General features: G+C 66.7%; 21 protein-coding genes. 7 read left to right on the top strand and 14 right to left on the bottom strand.

The features are described 5' to 3' along the window. Window positions 1–98: 98 nt before the first annotated feature. On the top strand, window positions 99–3,299 hold the full coding sequence (locus EA346_RS07775) for an error-prone DNA polymerase (RefSeq protein WP_296757273.1): 3,201 nt from the start codon (window positions 99–101) through the stop codon (window positions 3,297–3,299). A 28-nt stretch (window positions 3,300–3,327) separates the two neighbouring features. Here EA346_RS07775 and EA346_RS07770 read toward each other — a convergent pair whose 3' ends face one another. From EA346_RS07770 to polA, 3 genes are read right to left on the bottom strand one after another with little or no spacing between them, the layout of a single operon-like run. After that, on the bottom strand, window positions 3,328–3,993 hold the full coding sequence (locus EA346_RS07770) for an SCO family protein (RefSeq protein WP_296757271.1): 666 nt from the start codon (window positions 3,991–3,993) through the stop codon (window positions 3,328–3,330). A 12-nt stretch (window positions 3,994–4,005) separates the two neighbouring features. Next, window positions 4,006–4,497: a hypothetical protein gene (locus EA346_RS07765; protein WP_296757269.1), complete on the bottom strand. Its 492-nt coding sequence runs from the start codon at window positions 4,495–4,497 to the stop codon at window positions 4,006–4,008. Continuing rightward, window positions 4,484–7,195: a DNA polymerase I gene (polA, locus tag EA346_RS07760; protein ID WP_296757267.1), complete on the bottom strand. Its 2,712-nt coding sequence runs from the start codon at window positions 7,193–7,195 to the stop codon at window positions 4,484–4,486. Before polA ends, EA346_RS07765 begins: the two co-directional genes overlap by 14 nt. 129 nt (window positions 7,196–7,324) lie before the next feature. Here polA and EA346_RS07755 point away from each other — a divergent pair, with 129 nt between their 5' ends. The 5 genes from EA346_RS07755 to ntrC all read left to right on the top strand — a co-directional run bounded on the left by EA346_RS07755 (window position 7,325) and on the right by ntrC (window position 11,613). Next, on the top strand, window positions 7,325–8,077 hold the full coding sequence (locus EA346_RS07755) for a TIGR00730 family Rossman fold protein (protein WP_296757266.1): 753 nt from the start codon (window positions 7,325–7,327) through the stop codon (window positions 8,075–8,077). Window positions 8,078–8,079: 2 nt separating this feature from the next. Further along, window positions 8,080–8,469, top strand: a complete 390-nt coding sequence (locus EA346_RS07750) for a DUF2782 domain-containing protein (RefSeq protein WP_296757264.1) — start codon at window positions 8,080–8,082, stop codon at window positions 8,467–8,469. Between the two features lie 35 nt (window positions 8,470–8,504). Further along, the gene (locus EA346_RS07745) at window positions 8,505–8,822 is read left to right on the top strand and encodes a DUF4124 domain-containing protein (RefSeq protein WP_296757262.1); all 318 of its coding nucleotides are present in this window, start codon (window positions 8,505–8,507) and stop codon (window positions 8,820–8,822) included. Between the two features lie 278 nt (window positions 8,823–9,100). Continuing rightward, window positions 9,101–10,183, top strand: a complete 1,083-nt coding sequence (glnL, locus tag EA346_RS07740; RefSeq protein ID WP_296757261.1) for a nitrogen regulation protein NR(II) — start codon at window positions 9,101–9,103, stop codon at window positions 10,181–10,183. Further along, window positions 10,180–11,613, top strand: a complete 1,434-nt coding sequence (ntrC, locus tag EA346_RS07735; protein ID WP_296757260.1) for a nitrogen regulation protein NR(I) — start codon at window positions 10,180–10,182, stop codon at window positions 11,611–11,613. The genes glnL and ntrC overlap by 4 nt, the downstream gene beginning before the upstream one ends. 4 nt (window positions 11,614–11,617) lie before the next feature. Here ntrC and EA346_RS07730 read toward each other — a convergent pair whose 3' ends face one another. Further along, a complete protein-coding gene (locus EA346_RS07730; RefSeq protein WP_296757258.1) occupies window positions 11,618–12,601 on the bottom strand; it encodes a dihydroorotate dehydrogenase in 984 nt (327 codons plus the stop codon). Between EA346_RS07730 and EA346_RS07725 the strand changes: the two genes are divergently transcribed. Then, window positions 12,600–13,070 carry a tRNA (cytidine(34)-2'-O)-methyltransferase gene (locus tag EA346_RS07725; protein ID WP_296757256.1) on the top strand — a complete coding sequence of 157 codons (471 nt, stop codon included), beginning with the start codon at window positions 12,600–12,602 and terminating at the stop codon, window positions 13,068–13,070. The two genes, EA346_RS07730 and EA346_RS07725, sit on opposite strands and share 2 nt — an antisense overlap. Before the next feature lie 149 nt (window positions 13,071–13,219). On the opposite strand, the gene EA346_RS07720 is transcribed toward EA346_RS07725, so the two are convergent. From EA346_RS07720 to EA346_RS07675, 10 genes are all read right to left on the bottom strand, one after another. Beyond that, entirely contained in the window at window positions 13,220–13,690 is a 471-nt protein-coding gene (locus EA346_RS07720) for a DsrE/DsrF/DrsH-like family protein (protein WP_296757254.1), read from the bottom strand. 290 nt (window positions 13,691–13,980) lie between these two features. Beyond that, entirely contained in the window at window positions 13,981–14,142 is a 162-nt protein-coding gene (locus EA346_RS07715; protein WP_296757252.1) for a hypothetical protein, read from the bottom strand. 249 nt (window positions 14,143–14,391) lie between these two features. Continuing rightward, complete coding sequence (locus EA346_RS07710; RefSeq protein WP_296757250.1) at window positions 14,392–15,918, bottom strand: dynamin family protein; 1,527 nt, start codon at window positions 15,916–15,918, stop codon at window positions 14,392–14,394. Window positions 15,919–15,954: 36 nt separating this feature from the next. Further along, complete coding sequence (locus EA346_RS07705; protein WP_296757248.1) at window positions 15,955–16,485, bottom strand: hypothetical protein; 531 nt, start codon at window positions 16,483–16,485, stop codon at window positions 15,955–15,957. Between the two features lie 51 nt (window positions 16,486–16,536). Further along, entirely contained in the window at window positions 16,537–17,124 is a 588-nt protein-coding gene (locus tag EA346_RS07700) for a DUF302 domain-containing protein (RefSeq protein WP_296757247.1), read from the bottom strand. 109 nt (window positions 17,125–17,233) lie between these two features. Further along, the gene (locus EA346_RS07695) at window positions 17,234–17,998 is read right to left on the bottom strand and encodes a hypothetical protein (protein ID WP_296757245.1); all 765 of its coding nucleotides are present in this window, start codon (window positions 17,996–17,998) and stop codon (window positions 17,234–17,236) included. A gap of 48 nt (window positions 17,999–18,046) precedes the next feature. Next, window positions 18,047–18,682 (bottom strand): AAA family ATPase, encoded by a 636-nt coding sequence (locus EA346_RS07690; RefSeq protein WP_296757243.1) that lies wholly within the window; start codon window positions 18,680–18,682, stop codon window positions 18,047–18,049. A 75-nt stretch (window positions 18,683–18,757) separates the two neighbouring features. Then, a complete protein-coding gene (locus tag EA346_RS07685; RefSeq protein WP_296757241.1) occupies window positions 18,758–19,099 on the bottom strand; it encodes a sulfur globule protein in 342 nt (113 codons plus the stop codon). A gap of 680 nt (window positions 19,100–19,779) precedes the next feature. Then, window positions 19,780–20,433: an OmpH family outer membrane protein gene (locus EA346_RS07680; protein ID WP_366755771.1), complete on the bottom strand. Its 654-nt coding sequence runs from the start codon at window positions 20,431–20,433 to the stop codon at window positions 19,780–19,782. Window positions 20,434–20,485: 52 nt separating this feature from the next. After that, a partial coding sequence (locus EA346_RS07675) for an efflux RND transporter permease subunit (RefSeq protein ID WP_296757238.1) occupies window positions 20,486–23,020 on the bottom strand: 2,535 nt, incomplete at its 5' end.

Genomic DNA, 23,020 nt, shown 5'->3' with positions numbered 1-23,020 from the left:
GTTTGCGGCTTTTCACCGTCAGGGGTGCCGCGCCCCCCACCGGCATGAAAGCACGGAGTTTGCTCTCTCGCGATAGAACTGTTCAAATCAACAGTATCATGGCGAAGAGCGAATCCCTTCCGGCCTATGCCGAACTGACCTGCTGCAGCAACTTCAGCTTCCTGCGCGGCGCGTCGCACCCGGAGGAGCTGGTGGAGCAGGCGGCGCGACTGGGGTACAGCGCCCTTGCGATCACCGACGAGTGCTCGCTGGCGGGCATCGTCCGCGCGCACCAGGCAGCGATGGAGACCGGCCTGCAACTGATCATCGGTACCAGCCTGCAGGTCCAGGACGGACCCCGTCTGACCCTGCTGGCACGTTCCCTTGCCGGTTATCGCATCCTGTGCCGCCTGATCACCCATGCCCGCCGGGCCGGACGCAAAGGGCAGTACCGGCTCGCGGCCGCGGATCTGCTCCGGCCCGAGTGGGCCGGGTTGCCGGACTGCGAGGTCCTGTGGCAGCTCGAGCCGGCAACGGCGGAGACGGCCGATCCGGGACCCACGCTCTCCGAAGCCGCTTCCGGAGGTCCGTCCGCGGGGCCGATCACGGACGCCGACCGGCACTGGGCCGGCTGGCTGCGCAACGTGGTTCCCCCGGAGCGGCTGCATCTGGCCCTTACCCTGACGCGCACGCCCATCGATGCGGAACTGCGGGAGCGGGTCCTGCGGCTCGGCGCCGAGACCGGGATTCCGGTACTGGCCTGCGGCGACGTGCACATGCACGTACGTGGCCGGCGCGTACTGCAGGACGTGCTCACCGCGCTGCGCCTGAAACGCACGGTCGCGGAGGCCGCCCCTGCCCTGTTCCCCAACGGCGAGCGCTGCCTGCGCCCGCGCGACGAACTGGCCGGGCTCTATCCCGACGCCTGGCTCGCCGAGACGATACGGGTCGCCGGGTGCTGCCGGTTCCGCCTGGACGAGCTGCGCTACCGATACCCGGCCGATTCCATCCCGCCCGGCGAGGCGCCCGCATCGTGGCTGCGGGGCCTGGTCGAACGGGGTTGCCGGGAACGCTGGCCTGGCGGCACCCCGGCGAAGGTCCGTACCCAGATCGAGCACGAACTCGAAATCATCGCCGACCTCGGTTACGAACCCTACTTTCTGACCGTTCACGACATCGTGGGCTTCGCCCGTGAGCGCGGCATCCTCTGCCAGGGCCGGGGTTCGGCGGCGAACTCGGCGGTCTGCTATGCGCTCGGGATCACCGCGGTCGATCCGGCGCGCTCGAGCATGCTGTTCGAACGCTTCATCTCCCGCGAGCGCAACGAGCCCCCGGACATCGACGTCGATTTCGAGCACGAACGGCGCGAAGAGGTGATCCAGTACATCTATCGGAAATATGGCCGTGAGCGCGCCGCATTGGCCGCCGCGGTGATCCGCTACCGGCGCCGCAGCGCCCTGCGCGACATTGGCCGGGCCCTGGGCGTGAGCCGGGCCCGCATCGACGCCCTGACCGCGAACATGGCCTGGTGGGACGAAGGCATCCCGGGCGAACGCCTGCGCGAGGTGGGACTGGATCCGGACGGGCCGCTGGCCCGGCAGTGGCAGGTACTGGCGCAGATGCTGGTCGGTTTTCCCCGGCACCTGTCGCAGCACACCGGCGGCTTCGTGATCGCGGCCGGACGCCTGGACGAACTGGTACCGATCGAGAATGCCGCAATGCCCGAGCGTACCGTGATCCAGTGGGACAAGGACGACCTCGACGCACTCGGCCTGCTGAAGATCGACATCCTGGCGCTGGGAATGCTCTCCTGCCTGCGCCGCGCGCTGGAACTGCTGGCCCTGCACCGCGGGCGCCAATGGGGCCTGGCCGACATTCCGGCGGAGGACCCGGCGGTCTATGCGATGCTGCAGCGCGCGGATAGCGTCGGCGTGTTCCAGATCGAATCGCGCGCGCAGATGACGATGCTGCCGCGCCTGCGGCCGGAGACCTTCTACGACCTGGTCATCGAGATCGCGATCGTCCGCCCGGGGCCGATCCAGGGGCAGATGGTGCACCCGTACCTGCGGCGCCGTCAGGGGCGCGAGCCGGTCAGCTATCCGAACCCCGAGGTCAAGCGGGTGCTGGAGCGCACGCTGGGGGTGCCGATCTTCCAGGAACAGGTGATCGAACTGGCGATGGTCGCCGCCGGGTTCAGCGCCGGCGACGCCGACGGCCTGCGCCGGGCGATCGGCGCCTGGCGCCGCACCGGACGGCTTGCCGGCTATCGGGAAAAGCTGCTGGACGGCATGCGCCGGCGCGGCTATCCGCAGGCCTTCGCCGAACAGATCTACCAGCAGATCCTGGGCTTCGGCGAATACGGTTTTCCGGAGTCGCATTCCGCCAGCTTCGCGCTGATCAGCTACGTATCCGCCTGGTTCAAGTGCCGGGAACCGGCGATCTTCGCCTGCGCATTGCTGAACAGCCAGCCGATGGGCTTCTATGCCCCGGCGCAGATCGTCGCCGATGCCCGCCGGCACGGCGTCAGCGTACGACCGGTGGATGTCACCGTCAGCGCCACCGAATGTACCGTCGAGACCGTTGTGGGAAACGGCGGCCGGCAGGGCGAGTTGGGGCTGCGCCTGGGGTTGGGCATGGTGCGCGGGCTGCATGCGGAGAGCGGCGGGCGCATCGTCGCCGCCCGGGCCGAGGGACCGTTTCGCGACGTCGCCGAACTCGTCAGCCGCGCCGGTCTGGACCGCGGCCAGGCTACGCGACTGGCGCGGGCCGGCGCACTGTCAAGCCTTGCGGGACACCGCTACCGGGCGCGCTGGGCGACCCAGGCGGTCGAGGCCCCGCTGCCGCTGTTTCCCCTTCCCGATGCCCGGGACCAGGCGGCCGTGCCGCTGCTGCCCGCGCCGGGGGTCAGCGAAGACCTGTTCCAGGACTATGCCAGCACCGGGTTGACGCTGGGACCGCACCCGCTCGCCCTGCTGCGCGGTCATCCGGCGCTGTCCGGGCTGCCCACCGCCGATGACCTCACCGCCGGCGGCGCCCGCAGCGGGGTGCGCTACATCGGCCTGGTGATCACCCGGCAGCGACCGGGCTCGGCCAAGGGCACCATATTCCTGACCCTGGAGGATGAATCGGGGACCCTGAACGTAATCGTCTGGCCCACCGTCGTGCAGCAGGCACGTTCCGCGGTGCTCCATGCGAGTCTGCTGGAGGTGACCGGGGATCTGCAGCAGGAGGATGGGGTGACCCACCTGATCGCGAAGCAGCTGCGCGACCGCAGCACCTGGCTGGGCGAGCTGGCCGTGCGTTCCCGGGATTTCGGATGACGCACCCACCGCCGGGCAACAGCCCACACTAGGGGCGGGGTTGGTCGAGGAGAGCCTGAATCAGCTCGGGCGGGCTGATGCCGTGGGGATGGACTGCGAGCAATGCGCCGTCCGGGCCCACGAGGTAGGTCGAGGAGCTGTGGTCGACGACGTAGCCGAGGGCCGACTCGACCTCGCTGTGCTGGTAGAAGACCCCGTAGCGGCCGGCGATCTCGCGCAGCTGCTCGTGCGGCCCCGTCGCGGCGTCGATGTCCGGGTGGAAGTGGCCGACATAGTCGCGCAGATGCCCTGCGCCGTCCCGTTCCGGATCGACGCTGACGAACAGGCCGCGAACGCGCCCCTGCCAGTCGGGCGGCAGGCGCGACAGGGCCTGGGACATCAGGGCCAGGGTCATCGGGCAGGCGTCGGGGCAGGCGGTATACCCGAAATAGATCCAGACGTATTGGCCGCGGTAGTCCTCCAGACTCAGCGGGCCATCGCGGCTGCTGACCGGCAGCACGATCGGCCCGCCGGCCGGAGCTGCGTCGGCCGTAAGGGTCCGGTGTTGCCCGCGCTGGGCAGCGGGAGGGGCGTGGTGCTGCGCGCCGGCTTCATGCGATTCGCCGGAATCCCGGGAGTCGGGCCAGAACAGGCCCGCCGCCAGCAGGAGCAGAGCGGCGAGAGTGGCGGCGGACCAGAGCAGGTTTCTCGACATGGCCGGGGCCACTCAGCGCCGCGTGACGAACCGGAACTGCACCTCGGCCTGCTCCTGCACGCCCCCCGGCAATACGGTGGCCGCCCAGGTCATCGCCTCGCTGGCGCAGACCGGCAGGATGGTCTGGCCGCGGTAGCTGCCTGGGGCAACACGCTCGAGGCGCGAACGGTTGAAGCCCATGTACATCTCCACACCGGCCAGATCCAGCTCCACCCACTCCGGATCCAGGCCGCCGAGATCGAGCCTGACCTCCAGCGGCTGCAGGGTCGGCATCGGCCGGGGCTGCAGGTCCAGGCTCACCTTCTGGCCCGAGGGCAGTTCCACGGTGCAGGCATGCAGGTTGAGATCGCAGTCGCCGGGACCCAGTACCACCATGCCCGCCTGATCGCCGCCGGGCAGCAGCCGGTCGGCCCAGACCCACAGTGCCGCCAGGGCCAGCACGCCGACGACCCAGGGCGCCAGACGACCCATCACCCGTCCCGTGTTCATGTCAGTGCGCCGCATCCCAGTTTGCTCCCGTACCAATGTCGACCACCAGTTCCACCGCCAGGTTCGCCGCCGAGCCCATGTCTTCGGTGACCGCCGTACGCAGTTCGTCCACCGCGTCCGCGCGCACCTCCAGCACCAGCTCGTCGTGCACCTGCATGATCATCCTGGCCGGCAGCCGGTCCCGCGCGAGGCGCGCCGCCACCTTCAGCATCGCGTGCTTGATGATGTCGGCCGCGGTGCCCTGCATGGGCGCGTTGATCGCGACCCGCTCGGCCTGCGCGCGGCGCGCGGCGTTGCGGCTCCCGATCTCGGGCAGGTACAGGCGGCGCCCGAACAGCGTCTCCACGAAGCCCTGGTCGCGGGCCTGCCGGCGCGCCGATTCCATGTACTCGTGCACGCCCGGGTAGCGTGCGAAGTAGCGCTCGATGTACTCCCGGGCGCGGCCCTGGTCGATCCCCAGGTTGCGCGCCAGTCCGAAGGCCGACATGCCGTAGATCAGGCCGAAGTTGATCGCCTTGGCGGCCCTTCGCTGCTCGCCGCTGACGGCCTCCGGCGTCGCCACCCCGAAGACCTCCGCCGCGGTCGCGCGATGGATGTCCTGGCCCGCGGCGAAGGCGTCGAGCAGGCCCTGGTCACGGGACAGGTGGGCCATGATGCGCAGCTCGATCTGGGAGTAGTCGGCCGCCAGCAGCACGAAGCCCTCTTCCGCGATGAAGGCCTGACGGATCCGGCGGCCCTCCTCGCTGCGCACCGGGATGTTCTGCAGGTTGGGATCGGAGGAGGAGAGCCGGCCGGTGGCGGCGACCGCCTGGTGGTAGGAGGTGTGCACCCGGCCGCTGTCCGGGTCGACCCGCTCGGGCAGGCGCTCGGTGTAGGTACTGCGCAGCTTGCTCAAGCCGCGATGGTCCAGGATCATGCGCGGCAGCGCGTACTCGGCCGCCATCTGTTCGAGCACGTCCTCCGCGGTGGACGGTTGGCCCTTCGGCGTGCGCCGCAGCACCGGCAGGCCGAGCCGCTCGTAGAGGATTTCCTGGATCTGCTTCGGCGAGCCCAGGTTGAACGCGCCGCCGGCCTCGCAGTAGGCCTGTTCGGCGACCTCCTCCATGCGCTTCAGCAGTTCCGCACTCTGCACGCGCAGCAGCCCGGCATCGACCTTCACCCCGGTCCGCTCCATGTCCGAGAGCACGGGCACCAGGGGCATCTCGATCTCCCGGTACACCGACTGCGGTCCGTCGACCTCGGCCAGCCGAGGAGCCAGGACCGTGTGCAGGCGCAGGCAGACCTCGGCGTCCTCGGCCGCGTACTCGGTAGCGCGTTCCACCGAGACCTGGGCGAAGGGGATCTGTTTCACGCCCTTCCCGGCGACGTCCTCGTAGGTGATCATCCGGTGCGCCAGGTGCCGCTCCGCCAGCGTATCCAGATCGTGCCGGTTGGCACCGGCGTCCAGCACGTACGACTCGAGCATCGTGTCTTCGCGGATGCCATTCAGGGTGATGCCGTGGTTCGCCAGCACGTTGCGGTCATACTTGAGGTGGTGCCCCAGCTTGGCGTGTTCCGGGGACTCGAGCCAGGAGCGCAGGCGCTTCAGGGTCTGCTCGCGATCGAGTTGCGGCTCGGCATCCGGACCCTCGTGCGCCAGCGGCACGTACCAGGCAAGACCGGGCTCGACACTGAAGGAGAGGCCGACGATGCGCGCCTGCATGTAGTCCAGGCTGGTGGTCTCCGTGTCGAAGGCGACCAGTTCCGCTGCCTGCAGCCGTTCGACCAGGGCATCGAGTTCGGCACCGCTGCGCACGACGCGGTACTCCGCCCGCACGCCGACTGCGTTCTCTGTGGCGGCTGCACCCGGGTTGTCGCCCGTCGCGTCCAGATCCTCCAGCCAGCGGCGGAACCCGAAGCGCGCGTACATTTCGCGCAGGGCCGCGGTATCGGGCTCGCCCAGGGTCAGCTCGTGCTCGTCGATGCCGAGGTCCACGTCGCGCCGGACCGTGACGAGTTCGCGCGACAGGGGCAGTTGCGGGCTGGCCGCGCGCAGGTTCTCGCCGACTTTGCCGCCGATGTCATCCGCATGCTCCAGCACCGCGTCGAGACTGCCGTAGCGGTCGATCCACTTCGCGGCGGTCTTGGGGCCGACCTTCTCGACGCCCGGCACGTTGTCGACGCTATCGCCGACCAGGGTCAGAAAATCGACGATCTGCCCCGGACCGACGCCGAACTTCTCGCGCACCCCCGCCGGGTCGAGGACGGCACCGGTCATGGTGTTGACCAGGGTCACGCGGTCGCTGACCAGTTGCGCCAGGTCCTTGTCGCCGGTGGAGATCACCACGGGCTCGCCGCGTTCCTCGGCCTGCGTCGCAAGCGTCGCGATCACGTCGTCCGCCTCCACCCCGGCAATGCACAGCAACGGCAGTCCGAGCGCCCGCACCAGTGCGTGCAGCGGCTCCACCTGCACCGCCAGTTCCTCCGGCATCGACGGGCGGTTGGCCTTGTACTCGGCATAGAGATCGTCGCGGAAGGTCCTGCCCGGGGCGTCGAAGACCACTGCCATGCGGCGCGGCCTGTAATCCGCGCGCAGCTTGCGCAGCATGTTGGCGACACCGTACAGGGCGCCGGTGGGCTGGCCATCAGGACTGGTCAGCGGAGGCAGCGCATGGAAGGCGCGGTACAGGTAGGACGACCCGTCCACCAGGACCAGGGGGGCATCATCGCTCATGAAGTCAGGCGCAGTGGGGAATGCCTTCCAGTGTACTGCGGACCCGCGCGGGCCGCGAACCCGCTCCGCTCCGACGCAGAGCCGGCCGCGGGACTGTTCGCGACGACCGCGCAGCGTTACGCTACGGCGATGAGCAATGATCAAGGCCCCTTGCCGAAGAACGGCCGCGAGCGAACCCATCATCCCGGGCTCGCGCCGATCGACGATTCCGAACTCACGCGCGAGAGCTGGAAGATCTTCCAGATCATGGCCGAGTTCGTCGAGGGCTTCGAGCGCCTGGCCCGCATCAAGCCCTCGGTCAGCGTCTTCGGTTCGGCGCGGATCCCCCCGGGGCACCCCGACTACCTGCTGGCCGAGGAGGTGGCGCGGCAACTCTCGGACTCCGGCTTCGCGGTGGTCAGCGGCGGCGGCCCCGGGATCATGGAGGCCGCGAACAAGGGGGCCTTTGCGGGCAAGTCCCCCAGCATCGGCCTGAACATCCAGCTGCCGCACGAGCAGCAAGCCAACCCCTACCAGGACATCGGTCTCGGGTTCCGGCACTTCTTCGCACGCAAGGTGATGTTCGTGAAATACGCCTCGGCCTATGTGGTGCTGCCGGGCGGCTTCGGCACGCTGGACGAACTCGCGGAGATCCTGACCCTGGTGCAGACGGGCAAGTCCCGGCGCATCCCGATCGTGCTGGTCGGCAGCAGCTTCTGGCGTGGATTGCTAGACTGGTTCCAGGATACCCTGGTCGCTCGCGGGACCATATCCCCGGAGGACCTTGGGCTATACTCGCTGGTGGACACACCCGAGGCTGTCGTCGACGCGATCTTCGACTACTACGAGGCACGAAGCTTCGAGCCCTCCGCGGAAGAAAAGCAACGCCTGATGGAGCTATGACGATGCGGTGGATGATCGGCCCAGCCCTGCTGGCACTCTGCGCCGGAGCAATGGCACAGGCCGAGCCGTGGCCTGAGGTGCCGCCGCCGCCGCCGATGGTGGAAAACGCCCCGCCATCGGAAAGGGTCGAAGATGCGCCGCCCCCGGTGCTCGATGAACGGGCCCGGCAACTGCAGATCCTCGAAGAGGCCGACATCACGCTGATCGAGCGCCCGGACGGGGTGATCCGCGAATTCCGTATCGACGGGCGCCTGTACATGGTGCAGGTCATCCCCCGTTGGGGTCCCCCGTACTACCTGATGGACACCACCGGAGACGGCACGCTGGACGTGCGACGCGCCGGGTTGGGTCCTGACTTCGTCCCACCGCAATGGATGCTGTTCCAATGGTGACGGCCCGGTTGCACATCCGCCGGCGGAAAGCCGTATTGAGCCTGTGCCTGGTGGCCGGGTTCGCCGCGCTATCGATGGTCGCAGGTGCGACCGAGGTCTACCGCTGGGTGGATGCCGAGGGCACCGTCCACTTCGGGGATCGCCCCCCGATGGACCGTCCCGTCGAACAGATCGAGATCCAGCCCCCAGCGGGAGCGCTGCCGCTGCCCGACGCCGAGGAGATCCTGCGTCGCCCGGTACGTCCGGAGCCCCCCGAACCCGCCGAAGAACCCGTGGAAGCGCCCGAACCGGAAGTCGAAGAGGACGAACCCGATGAGTTCGTTCGCGACCGCCGGAGTTTTCGCGGACGCTAGTGGGCCTCTGATGAGGTCCGTTTCGAACCGCCATCCGCAGCGGTTTGCACGGTCAACCAATCCGCGTGGCTGAAGCTGTGACCTTTTCCGGCACGAGCGGAGCGGGAAGCCTGAGCAGGGCACCGATTTGGTGCGAATGAGATGGCGGATTGCACCACTTTGGTGCTAGGCTTGCACCAAGACCCCTTGCCAAGACCGCCCTAACGGGCCTGGCCCGGACAATCCGGCGGGCCGCCAGGGCATCGATTTCTGGCGCAATTCCTGCTTACGGTTTAACGATGATAGTCAATTCTGTAGCGGCCATTCCCAGCCCGAGCGAGTGCCTGTGGCTGGATGACCTTTCCACCGCCGTGCTGGTCACCGACGAGCACCTGAAACTGCTTGCGATCAACAGCGCGGCGGAGGTGCTCCTCGGGTTGAGCCGGGAGCGGGTGGTCGGCGGCCAGCTCGGCCACTGGCTGCGGCTGGACCGCAATCTCGTCAGCCAGGTGCAGCAGGTTCTCCGTATGGACCAGCCCGTGACCCTGCGCGGACGCGCCCTACGGCCGCTGCGCGGCGCCGAATTCCTCGCCGACCTGGTCATTTCACCGCTGCGCGACGACGATTCCCTGGGCCGGTTGCTGCTCGAACTCACTGCGGTCGACCGCCAGCAGCGCATCAGCCGCGACGATCAGCTGCGCCAGCAGCAGGCGATCAGCCGCGCGGTGACCCGGGGCCTGGCCCACGAAATCAAGAATCCGCTGGGTGGCCTGCGCGGTGCGGCCCAGCTCCTGGCCAGCGAGGTGACAGACCCCGCGCTGCGGGACTACACCCGGATCATCATCCGCGAGGCGGACCGTCTGCGCAGCCTGGTGGACCGCATGCTGGGTCCGAGCAGCCTGCCCCGGCGCGAACCGGTGAACGTCCACGAGGTGCTGGAGCATGTGCGCGGGCTGGTCAGCGTGCAGCTGCCACTGGGCCTGCGCATCAGCGGGAACTATGACCCGAGCATCCCGGAGGTGATGGCCGACCGCGACATGCTGGTGCAGGCCCTCCTCAACCTGGTGCAGAACGCGATCCAGGCCCTCGGCGATCATGGCGAGATCCAGCTGATGTCGCGAATCCTGCGCCAGTACACGATATCCGGCAAACGGCACCGGTTGGTCGCTCGGCTGCGCGTGCGCGACAACGGGCCGGGCATCCCGGAGGAGATCCGCGAGCGGATCTTTTTCCCGATGGTGACCGGACGGGCGGCGGGCACGGGGCTGGGCCTGCCGATCGCGCAAAGCCTGATGCAGCTGAACAATGGCCTGGTCGAGTGCAATTCCCGGCCAGGCCGCACCGACTTTGACGTGCTGCTGCCACTGGAGGGCGAATCATGAGTGCCTCTATCTGGGTCATCGATGACGATGACTCCATCCGCTGGGTGCTGGAACGCGCCCTGAGCAGGGCCAGTTTCGAGGCCCGCGGCTTCGAGTCCGCCGACCAGGCCTGGAAAGCCCTGGAGGAAGACGGCGCCCCGGACACCATCCTCGCCGACATCCGGATGCCGGGCCTGAACGGGCTGGACTTCCTGGCCCGGGTGCGCGAACGCCCGGACCCGCCGCCGGTGATCATCATGACCGCCTTCTCCGACCTGGAGAGCGCGGTATCGGCCTACCAGACCGGTGCCTTCGAGTACCTGCCCAAGCCGTTTGACCTCGACGAGGCGGTCGGCCTCGTAGAGCGGGCGCTCCAGGCGCGAGGCGACCGCCGTTCCAACGGCGCTGAGGCCGAGGACAGACAGCAAACCACGATCATCGGCGATGCGCCGGCGATGCAGGAGCTGTTCCGCGCGATCGGCCGGCTGTCGCGCTCGAACATCACGGTGATGGTGAACGGCGAGTCGGGCACCGGCAAGGAACTCGTGGCGCGGGCGCTACACCAGCACTCACCGCGCGCGCATCAGCCGCTGATTGCGCTGAACACGGCAGCGATCCCCAAGGACCTGTTGGAGAGCGAACTGTTCGGCCACGAACGCGGCGCGTTCACCGGTGCCAATCAGGCGCGCAAGGGACGCTTCGAACAGGCGGACGGCGGTACGCTGTTCCTCGACGAAATCGGCGACATGCCCTTCGACCTGCAGACGCGGCTGCTGCGGGTGCTGTCCGACGGCACCTTCTACCGCGTCGGCGGCCACACCCCGATCCGGGTCGACGTGCGCATCATCGCCGCCACGCACCAGAATCTGGAGGACCGGGTTGCCGCCGGGCTGTTCCGGGAAGACCTGTTCCATCGCCTCAACGTCATCCGGATCCAGGTTCCGGCCCTGCGCGAGCGGCCGGAGGACATTCCGCTGCTGATCCGTCACTTCATGGTCGAGGCCGCGCGCGACCTTGCTGTCGACGTGAAGCTGATGCGACCGGAGGTGATGAAGGAACTCCAGGCGATGCGCTGGCCGGGCAACGTACGCCAGTTGGAGAACACCTGCCGCTGGCTGACGGTGATGGCCTCGGGCCGCGAGGTGCACCTGGAGGATCTGCCACCGGAACTGCGCAGCCAACCCGCGCGCAGCACCAGTGTCGATGACCCTGCGCCCCCGCTCCGGGACTGGACCAGCGATCTCGCCGAACAGGCCCGCGAGCACTGGCGCGGGGGCTCGCGCGACCTCCTCTCGGTGGTGCAACCCCAGTTCGAGCGCACGCTGATCCTGGAGGCCCTGGCCATGACCGACGGCCACCGTCAGCAGGCGGCGGCCCTGCTTGGCTGGGGCCGCAACACCCTGACCCGTAAAATCCAGGAACTCGGCCTGGACCGGCCGGAGGCCAGCTGAACGTTCAGCTGGCCTCCGGCGGAAGGTCGCAGGCCGACACGAAGCCGTGCAGGCGCAGGGTTCCGGTCAAGTCGCTGATGTGGGCAATGCCGTGGCGGTCGAGGTAGTCGCTCATGCCAGCGAGCATCTTCGGCAGGCACAGGGGATCGTAGAACAGGCCTGTGCCTACGCCCACGGCGCTGGCTCCTGCGATGATGAACTCCAGCGCATCCTTCGCGTTCACAACGCCACCCTGGCCGATGATGGGGATGCCATGCGGTGCCGCGACCTGGTAGACCTGCTGTACCTTCAGCAGCGCGATCGGCTTGATCGCCGGTCCCGACAGCCCACCCTGGTTGTTGCCGATCACCGCCTCGCGCCGCTCGACATCGACCGCCATGCCCATCAGCGTGTTGATCACCGCGAAGCCGTCCGTACCGGCCTCGATGCAGCGCCGGGCGTTCTCGGCGATGTCGGTCTGGTTGGGCGACAGCTTGGTGATGATCGGCTTGCCGGTGACCGCGCGGCAGGCGGCGACGACCCGCGCGGACATGTCCGGGTCGTTGCCGAACGCGACCCCGCCCTCCTTCACGTTCGGACAGGAGATGTTGATCTCGATCGCGTCGATCGGCGAGTCGTCGAAGCGCCGCGTCACCGCGACGTATTCCTCGATCGTCGAGCCGGAGACATTGGCGATGAAGCGCGTCTCGGAGAAGTCCAGCGTGGGCAGGATGCGGTCCACCACGTCGTCCACGCCGGGGTTCTGCAGGCCGATCGCGTTCAGCATGCCCTCCGGCGTCTCGTAGACCCGGTGCGGCTGGTTGCCCAGGCGGGCGTTGCCGGTGGTGCCCTTCAGGCAGATCGCGCCGGCGTCGCGGTTGGAAAACCCGGCAACCCGGGTATATTCCTCTCCGAACCCGACACAGCCCGACAGCAGCACCACCGGGGTACTGAACGGGAGGCCGCAGAACTGGATCTGCAGGCGCGGATCAGCGGGATTTTCAGCCATGTTGCATGTCGTCCTTTATGAACCGGAGATACCGCCGAACACCGGCAACATCATCCGTCTCGCCGCCAACACGGGCGCGCACCTGCACCTCGTGCACCCGCTTGGCTTCACCCTGGATGAGCAGCGCCTGCGCCGGGCCGGCCTCGATTATCGCGAGTTCGCCAGAATCCAGGAGTATGCCAGCCTGGAGGCCTGTCTGGAATCGGCGCCGATCCAGCGCCTGTTCGCGCTGACCACCCGCGCCCGCCGGAGGCACGATGCGCCCGCCTTCGCCGAAGGCGACGGCTTCCTGTTCGGACCCGAAACCCGGGGCCTGCCGCAGGCGGTGCTGAACGGCCTGCCACAGGAACATCTGCTGCGCATCCCGATGTGCCCGGAGAGCCGCAGCCTGAACCTGTCGAATGCCGTGGCCGTGATGGTGTTCGAAGCCTGGCGGCAACTCGGTTATCCCGGCATGGCGAACCCGTAGGAGCGGTCTCGGACTACACTCCCAACGCCGGGCACAGACCCCCACATCTCAGGCGCGGCCGAGCGCCTGATCGCGGCCGCAGGCCGCCTGAAGGGGACTATGACGCCCCGCGCAGCACCAGCAGCGCGGGGCGTTTTGCTCAGGACGGGTCAGATGAACAGGCAGATATCGGATTCGCCCGCGAACTCGAAGAAGGCCGCGGCCCCGGCGTACTCGACGCCGTCGATGAACTCAGCGGTATCCATCTCGAACAGATCGACCGTCATCTGACAGGCGATCATGCGCACCTCGGCCTCCTGGCAGAGGTCGCGCAGGTCCTCGAGACTGGCAACGCCCTTCGCCTTCATCTTCTGCTTCATCATCACGGTCATCATCTTCTGCATCCCCGGCAGGGCCTGCAGCAGAACGGGGACCGGCATCGGCATCGGCATACCTGGATTGCCCAGGGAACTCACCTGGAGATCCATCTTCTTCTTCAGGAGTTGCAGGCCGTAGAAGGTGAAGAACACCTCCACCTCATAGCCCAACGCAGCCGCCGTGGAGGCGAGGATGAAGGGAGGATAGCCCCAGTCCAGGCTGCCCTTGGTCGCGATGATTGCAAGTTTCTTGGTGTCACTCATATTCACTATCCCCAACTAGGTCGATTTACGGCGTGGCGACCGCCTTGCGGGCGAGTGCCACGGGAGTCTTGGAACAACCGGCTGCCGGTTCCCACCACCCCGTTTCAGGGGCGGAGCGGGAACCAGACAGCCGGCCCTGCTTCTACGGCAACCGCAACACCGGGCAAGACGATTGGGCCAATCCCTGGATCCTCGCCGCCGGGCCGGACACACCGGCAGGCAGCGCACTCTCCATCGTTTCTTCCTGCACTGTCAGACAACGCGCAGCGAGGCTGTCAACCTCACGCTGCTCAACCATCCTTGCCCGGCGGTGTCTGCAACCGGCGGTCCCGTTGCCAGTCACGAACCAGTGCGCAACCTGCACAGACACCGAGCGCGGCCAGGCTTGCCCATACTGAAATGGGTACCAGGATCATCGCCAAAACAAACATGATCCATGCCAGTATTGTCATTTCATTTCTCCTGCATGCGCTGCACGGGGTCTTCCGAGGCGCTCATTCCAACCGCACTGCAACCGGGCGTCAACTCCCGGTGAGCAATGCGGCACGTTCAATCCCTGCGAAGCAGCGCCCGGCGCCTACGCGCAGGGCCCGCAAGTGCAGGCATGATGCCCCCCCCTCCAACCCGACTCTCGCAGCGCCCGCGTATCTGGCGAGGCGGCGACCCGCTAACACCCTTGCCGCAAGATCCACTGGCACCGGCTAACCTCGCGTCTCCTGGCCGGGCGCCGGCGCCGCTTCTTCCCGGCTTTCTGCGCCCGCGTCAGGCGCGGATGCCTGGACCGACTGCGCCCCTGCCCGCGCTTCCTTCCGGGCCTCCCCTTCGTCCATGAACTGGTTGTTCAGACGCTGCACGTAGGCCTCGACCTGATCGCGCAATGCATGCAACTGCCGGATCGCGCCGCGCCCCAGGCCCGCCGGCGACTTGCGGAAGATCGAACGCCAGAACACCGTGTTCTTGAGGAAGGCTGCACGCCAGTTTCCAGAGGCGGTCTCATCCGGAAGGCTGCGCGCAATGCGCCGCGCCGCCCAGCGTCGGTTGAAAACGTGGACACCCAGCAGGACGGCGAGCAGCACGACTGCCGCGAACCCGGAGGTAACGGGGTGCGCCTGTATCGCCTCCAGCAGGGGGCCGAAACCATCGGCCATGGCCTGGGCCGCGTATACCACGACGATCAGGACCACTGCCATCATCACGGCGTCGGCACGAACGACCCAACGGCGCCAGCGTCCCAGCGCGCCCTTCAATGCCGGGAGGGCGTCCATTTCCATCGATTCGGCAATCGCCTGCATCGCGCCGACGATGCGGTAGGAACGCGAGGAACTGATTTCCGCGATCTTCGCGTGGATCTCGTCGCGGTCGCGCGCAGCCTTGTATTCGTAACGGGCCCGGACCTTTTCGTCGCCGATCTCGACGGCAGCGCCCGTGTTGTAGAGGCAATAGAACCGGCCGGTGGCGTTACCCTGGCGCACCACCGCGCGCTGCCAGGCGGAGACGACCTCCTCGAGATTGTCCTCGCGCCAGGTGGTATCGATCTGGTTCAGCACGAAGACCAGCTTGGTGAAGTCGTTGCGCGCGGCAACCCGGTTGACCAGGTGCTCGAGTGTGTCGCGCATCGCCCCCGGTTCCGGATGACGGGCGTCGAAGAACACCAGTACGAGATCGGAGAGATCGATGATGTGGTCGGTCAGCTGCAGGATCGTCGCCCGCTGCTCGTCGGCGTCGAACCCGGGAGAGTCGATCAGAATCCGGCCGCGCAGCCGTTCGGACTTGACCGTCTTCATCGCGAGGAAGTGATCCACGGTGCGCCCCGCACCATCGCTCAGACGCTCGATTTCGTTGCTGACCCGGTAGAAGGGAAAGCGGGGATCCCCATCGAGTGCGAGACCCGGCAGTTCCTTCACCTCCTCGCTGGTGCCGTAGCTGATCACCGTGAAACGATCGTCCACGGCCTGGCTGCCACTGCGCTGAACGGTCGCGCCGATGTACTCGTTGATGAAGGTCGATTTGCCCGCAGAGAAGGTGCCGAGGACCGCGATCATCGGCCACCACGAGATGGTGAAGGCGTACGACTCCTCCTCGGGATTCATCAGCCCGGCCGAATAACCGAGGCGGTCCAGGGCTCGGAACGAATCGACGACACCTTCCAGCGCCGGGTTTTCCTCCGATAGCCGATTGCTGAGCAGGCTCAGCTGCTGGTTCACGCGGTTGCCGGGACGATTGAACATACGCACTCCGTGGTTGGGAATGGGATCGATGCCGCGTCAGCGGCCACCGTGCTGCGGGTAGTAGGGTGCCGGCGACCCCGGGAATGGACCCTGGCTGCCGCTGAAGGGATTGAAGCTGTTCATCATGCCCAGCGGCCCGGAGACGTTGCGGTTCAGGCTCCACATGTCGCGCTGCATGTTCAGTGTCGAACCCGCCATGGTCGTGGTATCGCTCGCCATGGAACCGATGTTGGCATTCATGCTGCCAACGTCGCGCGTCATCGCAGCGATGTTCCGGTCCATCGACACCATGTTGTCGTTGATCGAGACCATGCGCCCATCGATGTCACCCATCTTCCGGGCCATCACCGCCATCTCCCGGTCGATGGTCCGGGTCATTGCCGACATTTCGATCGCGAGGCGGCTGACGTCCCTGGTCAGGCTGGTGATCAGCCAGAAGCCGTACACGGCCAGTACGACGAAGGCCACCATGGCTGAATAGACAATCAGCTGAAGGCGCCGCGAGCGGGCGTCGTAGTCTTCTGCATCGCCATGCCGCGCATCGTTTCGGTAGTCAAAGTCGCTCATTGTTCACTGTCCAGCCAAAAAGGGTTTGCAATCGAAAGGGTCGCGTCCGCGTCACGAATCCGCGCCTGCAGCCCGGTCAACCATTGCGCGCAGCGTCTGCTGAAGACCGAGCGCGCGCTCCTGCAGCGCCAGCGGCAACGGCCGACCACCGTGCACCACGAGATCCAGATTGGGCGTCATCAGCCATATGCGTCCGCTCTCGTCCTCGTACACGATGACGCGGCAAGGCAGAAAAGCGGCCATCGAGGGGTTGTGGCGAATCAGGTCCGATGCCAGATCAGGATCGCAGAACAGATGGATCTGCAGCAGGGGGAAGCTGCGACCTGTCTGGTCGAGCACCTGCTGCTGCACTGGCAGGGTACCCAGGGCGTGAAGTTCAAACGCCGCCGCCGCGCGGCCCAGGGCGGTCTCCACGTCGGCGACGGACAGGCCGGGATCGGCACTGCGCTGGTAAACCATCGCCTCCATCGGGTCCCCGGTTTCGAGGATGGTCCGCGCCATCCCGGCATAAACCCCCAGGGCCGCCTCATCGAGACTACGGGCCTTGTTCACGTACGGCTCAAGGACGAGGATGGCTGCCCCGAGCGCGACCAATGTCAGCAGGCCGATCAGCGCAAGCAGGTTGCGCACCAACCTCATGCTGCGTCCCCCGAATCCTGATCGGTCCGAGTCCGCGGGGACAGGCGGAACGTCGGCCTTGAACATCGATGCACGGCATCTCGCAGGCGAATAACACTAGATGCTTATTCTACCTGAATTGATCAAGGTGCGAGCGGCCGGCTGGATGGTAGCGGTCGTAGATCGGGGCCAGCCGGCGCAGCATCGCGATCCGGTCCTCTTCCGGCAAGGCCTTGAGAGCAGAATCGTAGGCCGCCAGCGCCGCGGTGAAATTCCCGGCAGTGAAGTGGTAATTGCCCATCTCACCGTAGAGGTCCGCGCGTTCCGGGACATCGCCCGGGAGTTCACGCAACCCGGCTGCCAGCACCTCGGCGGCAGCGCCTGGCCCACGGCTACGGGCCACGGAACGCGACCGGGAGAGCAGTTCCGCGGGTGTTTCAACAACCTCAGGAGCGACGACCTCCTCCCTTTCGACAACGGGCTCCGTCACCGGGGCGGCGGTGATCGGAGTCTCCGGCGTCGCAGTTGGACGATCCACTTCCGCTTCTGCCTCGGCTTCCGGCTCGCGCTCAGGAACGGCTGGTGCCGGTTCGGGCTGCGGCACGGCGCTCACCTCGGTTTCCGGCGCGGGGGCGACGGGCTCGGGCTCCGGTGCAGGTTCGGGCTCGGGCGGCGTCTCCTGGGGTCGGGGAGAAGGCTCTGCAGCGGCGGCGTCCTCGTCCGCCTCGACGTCCCTGACAGCAGGCGGAACCTCGATGGGCCGCTCCTCTGCATACGCGTCCTCGCCCGCAGGCGCCTGCCCCGCAAGCCAGTCCCGGTTGGCCCAGGCAATGACCCAGAGAACGATGACGATGAGAATCCAATATTTACGCAGAAAGGTGCGCACTGCAGCCATGATTCACCCTGGTCCTTTTGATTGCTGAAGGTTCGGCTTCCGACCGTGTTACCGGCGGGACTTCCGATAGATCGCCTTGGCCAGTTCGTCGAGTTCGAGGGACGCCTTGCTGCGGCGCTCCAACTCCTGAACCGAGAGCCCCTCGCTGAAGGAGCGGCGGAAAGCCATACGCTGACTCAGGCGCGGCCGCAGCGCCCGTATTCCCTCGATCATCCCGAGGGCACCGAAGGCCTCGTCCGACTCGCGAACGGCCTGGTGGGTGTCGGCCCTGTTGATGAAACCGATGATCTCCGGTTTCGCGCGGTCACCGCGCAACTCCAGGATCTTTTTCACGAAACGCTGCGTCGACCAGACATCCGCCTGACTGGGGGGGACCGGGATGATCACCTGGTCGGCCGCCAGAATCGCCGCATACATGGTGCCGAGGTCGGAGGGACCGACATCGACGATGATGTCCTGATAGGTTTCTCCCGCCTTGATCGCCTCTTCCAGGCTTTGCGAGAGCTCCAGGGACGGGGAATAGCCTTCTTCCTCACGCACCCGGATGACGTCGGTCAGTGTGGCCTGGGGATCGAGATCCACCAGCAGCACCTTCCGTTTGTTGCCCACTGCCCACAGGGCCAGGTTGAAGGCCACCGTGCTCTTGCCGGTACCGCCTTTCAGATTGCCGATAACAGTCAGCATGCAGGGGGGCCTCGAGGCAACGAGTTGAAAAAGACCTACCCGGCCGAGGCCGGGCAGGTCGCCCTTTCGACGAACTTACCAGCGCGGGCCGTAGCCGTAGCCGGGGCCGTAGCCGCCGTAACCCGGGTGGCCGTAGCCGTAGGCATCGCCACGACCATAGCCATGGCCGCGACCGGCACCACGTCCGGACATGCCGAAGTCCATGTCGCTGAACATGTCGCCCATGCCGAACATGTCGCCCATTCCACGGCCGTAGCCGGGGTGGCCCCAGCCACCGTAGCCGGGAGCATAGCCAGGACCACCATAGCCAGGACCACCCCAACCCGGACCGCCCCACTGGGCAGACGCCAGCATCGGAGCAGCGGAGAGGGCGCCGACGGTCGCGGCCAGAACGATTGCCTTAACGAACTTACTCATGAAAAACCTCCAATGGAGTTTTATGCCCTCTTATCAAAGGTACGCCGGCCCAGAGGGCCACCAGCCAGCGCACTTTCTTGTCCCTAGAATGGCATGCCGTACATCGGGACAGATCCAAGTGACGAACCGTACAGGGGTGACAGGAAGCCCGGCGCCGAAAGACCCGTACCCGGGAAAAGCATACCACTACCCGGATAAGCGCCATAAGGAGACAGGCCGGGGTAGCCCAAGCCCGGAGCCCCATACATACCCGGGGACCACGGACTTCCGAAAGCAGGGTCCTGGATGCCGAAACCACGGGCATCCGGGACACCCAGAAACCCGGTGGACGGATACTGGAGATGACCAGGGACCCCCGGTTGCAGGGGTTCCGCCAAACGCGGATCCCTCCGGCGACGATCGTTGACGGGATCATAATCGCGAGGGGCGAAGCGCCCATCCGCGTTGGGCCGCATCCCCGGCGCAGGAGCGCGCTGCTCCGGCGTTGCCCAGGGATTGCCTCGATCGCGTGCTTCGAGATCACCCGCGAGGAGCAGGCCGCCCGCCAAAGCAAGCACAAGCAGCCAGGCCAACCTTGGCCAGAGATTCCACTCGGTTCGCAATCGGTTCATCGCGCGGGGTCACCCTCCGGCTCATGGACGCGCCGTTGCGGGCTGCCCATGGCCGACAGGAGTTCCTCTTTACTCCGCTGAACCCTGGTTCCCACGACGCTCTTCCATCATCTCCTGAATGGCCTCGCGCTGCCGCTCCATTTCAGCCATGTAGGCCTCACGACCCGCTTCCATCGCCTTTTGACGGGCCTCACGCATCTCTTCCATCTGCTGCATCTGCTGCTCGCGCTCGGCCATCATCTCCTTCATGCGCTCCTCGCGCTCGGCAATGGCCTCCCGCACCTCCTCGGGCAATTCGGCCATGTAGGCCTCGCGCGCGGCCTCCATCGCCTTCTCGCGCGCCTCGCGCATCGCCTCCATCTGCTCCATGTAGGCTTCGCGCTCGGCCTCCATCGCCTTCATGCGTTCTTCACGCTGGGCTTGCATGGCCTGCATGCGCTCTTCGCGCTCCGCCATCATGGCCTTCATCTGCTCTTCGCGCTCGGCCATCATGGCCTTCATGTCCTCGGGCATCTCGCCGTCATGGCCCTCACGAACCCATGGCGGCGGGGCATACCCGTGGTGCGGGCGGCCATACCCGTAGCCCATCGGCGCCTGCGCGATGTCGGATACACCATAGCCCTGACCGTATGGGCGCTCACCCGCCTGTACCGTCCCGGCCAGGGCCAGGGTGGTTGCCACGGCCAAAGCCGTCAGCGAGAGCTTGCCGACACGTTTGGTCATTTCATGCTTCATATGCACATCTCCTTTGGTTAGAGAGTCGTCGTGGATTGATTCACTTTAAACGGATGCCACGCCGTCGGCGGGCATTACCTGTGGACCCACCGGACTCGGCGGGCTTCCCGGTGCGGCCGGACGCAGCTTCGTTGGACTGCTCGCCGACGCCCCCGGCCTTCGCCGTCCCGCCCTTTGACGGAACAGAAGAATCCTTCCCTTCTTCGCTTGCCGCCTTTTTGGGTTGTGTTTTTTTCCGCTCCTGCGCAACCGGAGCATCCTTCCGCACGGCAGCCGCGGCCTTGCCCGTGTCCCTGGTTTGCACAGGCGCGTCTGTCGACCTGTCTGGCTCCACAGTGGTCGACGCCGCGTGTTCCTCGTGCGCCGGGCGCATGGCCGCAGCCTTCGCGGGTGCCTTGGGCTTCGCGGACGGCTCGGAGATTTCGCCGCTGCGCTCAGATTCCGCGTGCTGACGAGCCTCAGGGCCTTTGGGTTCCGGCTTCGATCGCGCTCCACCACCCTGTACGCCAGACGGAGGTGCGGCGTCCGGGCCTGACGGCCCACCACCGCCGGCACCGGCAGGTCCGGTTCCCGGACCGCCGCCCGTACCCGGTCCGGGCGGCCCACCGGAACCACCCCCGACCAGCCGCAGGATCAGCCGCGCGACGGCGCGCAGGAGCTGCATCACCCCCTCGACGAAGCTGGCCCCCAGGGATTTCAGGTAAAGCAGCACCAGCCCGATGGCCTTGGCAAACGGTCCGCCCGATGGATCGGTCATCCTGCGCGGTGCGGCTGAGGCACCCCCACCGGAAGGCCCGGATCCATGGTCCGGTCCCATGGCCGCCAGCGTACCATCTCCACCCTGGCCCCCTTCTTCATGGCGATCCAGACCCTCGAAGGTCTTGCGGGCACTGATGCAGCCCAGCGGGATGACCAGCAGGGTCAGCAGGGTGGCCACGATCGTGCCAAACATCAGCGAAACCGCCATGCCCTGGAAGATCGGGTCGAACAGGATGACACTGGAGCCCGCAAGCAGCGCGAAGGCGGTGATCACGATGGGCCGGGTTCGTGCCTGGCAGGCGTTGACCATCGCCTGCATCACGTCCTCTCCCTGGGCCACCTGGTGCCTTGCAAAGTCCACCAGCAGGATGGAATTGCGAACGATGATCCCCGCGAGCGCGATGAATCCGATCATCGACGTTGCGGTGAACTCCGCACCCAGGAGCCAATGGCCCGGAATGATCCCGATCAGTGTCAACGGGATCGGAGCCATCACGATCGCCGGCAGCAGGAAATTGCCGAACTCCCAGACGACCAGCATGTAGATCAGCACCAGCGCGATGGCGAAAGCGATACCCATGTCCCGGAAGGTTTCATAGGTCACGGTCCACTCGCCCGTCCACTCGAAGGCGACGGAACCGTCATTGGGGGGAGGGCCAACCCAGTAGGATTCGAGCGTCCCACCCCCGGGAAGCCGGTAATCCGCGAGTTGCTGTTCCACCTCGAGCATGCCGTAGATCGGGGCCGCCAGACGGCCCACCGTCTCCGCCGTCACGTACTCGACAGGTCTCAGGTTCTTGTGAAACACGGGCTCGTCCTGCGGCATCCGCACGAACTCACCCAGTTCCGAAAGGGGTACGGAACCACCGGCCAGGGTGGGCACCGGGAGCAGCAGCAGACGCTCAATGTCGGAACGGACCTCCATCGGGAGGCGCAGCCGGATCATGTGCGGCTCGACCAGAGAGCGTGCCTTGACGTCTCCCAGCATCTGCCCGCCGACCGCGGTCTCCAGGGTGCGGTTCACTGCGTCCACCGTGACACCGCGGCGCAGAGCCTTGTCCCGCTCCACGTTGAAGTGCCAGACGTCATACGGCGCTTGCAGGAAGCTGTCGACGTCATCCAGATGCGGGGCGTTTCTGAACATCTGCTCCATGTCGAGGGCGACGCGCCGGCGGATCTCGGCGTCCGGCCCGTAGATCTCGGCAACCACGGACTGCAGGACCGGTGGACCGGGCGGCATTTCGACGACCTGGATCCGCGCCCCCGCGGCCTGGGCCATGGGCGCAAGGAGTTCCCGTGCTTCGACGGCGATCTGATGGCTGGTGCGGCGCCGGTCGCCCTTGTCCACCAACTGAACCTGGATATCGGCCTGCCAGGGATGCTGGCGCAGATAGTAGTGGCGCACCAGGCCGTTGAAATTGAACGGCGAGGCAGTACCCACATAGGCCTGCACCGCGGTGACCTCCGGCAGTTCCCGCAGGACCGTGGCGAGTTCGTGGGTCAGGGTCGCCGTCCTCGGCAGTGCGGTGCCTTCCGGGAAGTTGATGACCACGTTGAACTCGGGCTTGTTGTCCAGCGGCAGCATCTTCACCGACACGTCCTTGGTGAAGAAGAGCATCACGGTCAGAAAGAAGACGACGACGATCCCGATCAGGAAGCCCCAGCCATAGGTGCGATTGTTCACCAGACCCGGGATGGCCTTGGCGAAGAACCGCCCCATCATCTCGTTCTGCTTGTGCTCCTTCTCCTCGGCGCGCTGCAGGTATTCCATCGAAGGACGAAGCCGCCATGCCAGCCAGGGCGTGAAGAGGAAGGC

The sequence above is a fragment of the Thioalkalivibrio sp. genome (assembly GCF_007692535.1).
In the GTDB taxonomy this organism is placed as follows: domain Bacteria; phylum Pseudomonadota; class Gammaproteobacteria; order Ectothiorhodospirales; family Ectothiorhodospiraceae; genus Thioalkalivibrio.
The sequence above is the reverse complement of the archived record's forward strand: the minus strand, read 5'-3'. Positions and strand labels throughout refer to the sequence as shown.

Coding starts and splice junctions, on each gene's coding strand:
- EA346_RS07685 (WP_296757241.1), bottom strand. CDS start 19,099: ATGAGTAAGTTCGTTAAGGCAATCGTTCTGGCCGCGACCGTCGGCGCC.
- EA346_RS07705 (WP_296757248.1), bottom strand. CDS start 16,485: ATGAGCGACTTTGACTACCGAAACGATGCGCGGCATGGCGATGCAGAA.
- EA346_RS07725 (WP_296757256.1), top strand. CDS start 12,600: ATGTTGCATGTCGTCCTTTATGAACCGGAGATACCGCCGAACACCGGC.
- ntrC (WP_296757260.1), top strand. CDS start 10,180: ATGAGTGCCTCTATCTGGGTCATCGATGACGATGACTCCATCCGCTGG.
- EA346_RS07720 (WP_296757254.1), bottom strand. CDS start 13,690: ATGAGTGACACCAAGAAACTTGCAATCATCGCGACCAAGGGCAGCCTG.
- EA346_RS07730 (WP_296757258.1), bottom strand. CDS start 12,601: ATGGCTGAAAATCCCGCTGATCCGCGCCTGCAGATCCAGTTCTGCGGC.
- EA346_RS07775 (WP_296757273.1), top strand. CDS start 99: ATGGCGAAGAGCGAATCCCTTCCGGCCTATGCCGAACTGACCTGCTGC.
- EA346_RS07715 (WP_296757252.1), bottom strand. CDS start 14,142: ATGACAATACTGGCATGGATCATGTTTGTTTTGGCGATGATCCTGGTA.
- EA346_RS07755 (WP_296757266.1), top strand. CDS start 7,325: ATGAGCAATGATCAAGGCCCCTTGCCGAAGAACGGCCGCGAGCGAACC.
- EA346_RS07695 (WP_296757245.1), bottom strand. CDS start 17,998: ATGGCTGCAGTGCGCACCTTTCTGCGTAAATATTGGATTCTCATCGTC.
- EA346_RS07770 (WP_296757271.1), bottom strand. CDS start 3,993: ATGTCGAGAAACCTGCTCTGGTCCGCCGCCACTCTCGCCGCTCTGCTC.
- EA346_RS07710 (WP_296757250.1), bottom strand. CDS start 15,918: ATGTTCAATCGTCCCGGCAACCGCGTGAACCAGCAGCTGAGCCTGCTC.
- EA346_RS07680 (WP_366755771.1), bottom strand. CDS start 20,433: ATGACCAAACGTGTCGGCAAGCTCTCGCTGACGGCTTTGGCCGTGGCA.
- EA346_RS07750 (WP_296757264.1), top strand. CDS start 8,080: ATGCGGTGGATGATCGGCCCAGCCCTGCTGGCACTCTGCGCCGGAGCA.
- polA (WP_296757267.1), bottom strand. CDS start 7,195: ATGAGCGATGATGCCCCCCTGGTCCTGGTGGACGGGTCGTCCTACCTG.
- glnL (WP_296757261.1), top strand. CDS start 9,101: ATGATAGTCAATTCTGTAGCGGCCATTCCCAGCCCGAGCGAGTGCCTG.
- EA346_RS07700 (WP_296757247.1), bottom strand. CDS start 17,124: ATGAGGTTGGTGCGCAACCTGCTTGCGCTGATCGGCCTGCTGACATTG.
- EA346_RS07690 (WP_296757243.1), bottom strand. CDS start 18,682: ATGCTGACTGTTATCGGCAATCTGAAAGGCGGTACCGGCAAGAGCACG.
- EA346_RS07765 (WP_296757269.1), bottom strand. CDS start 4,497: ATGCGGCGCACTGACATGAACACGGGACGGGTGATGGGTCGTCTGGCG.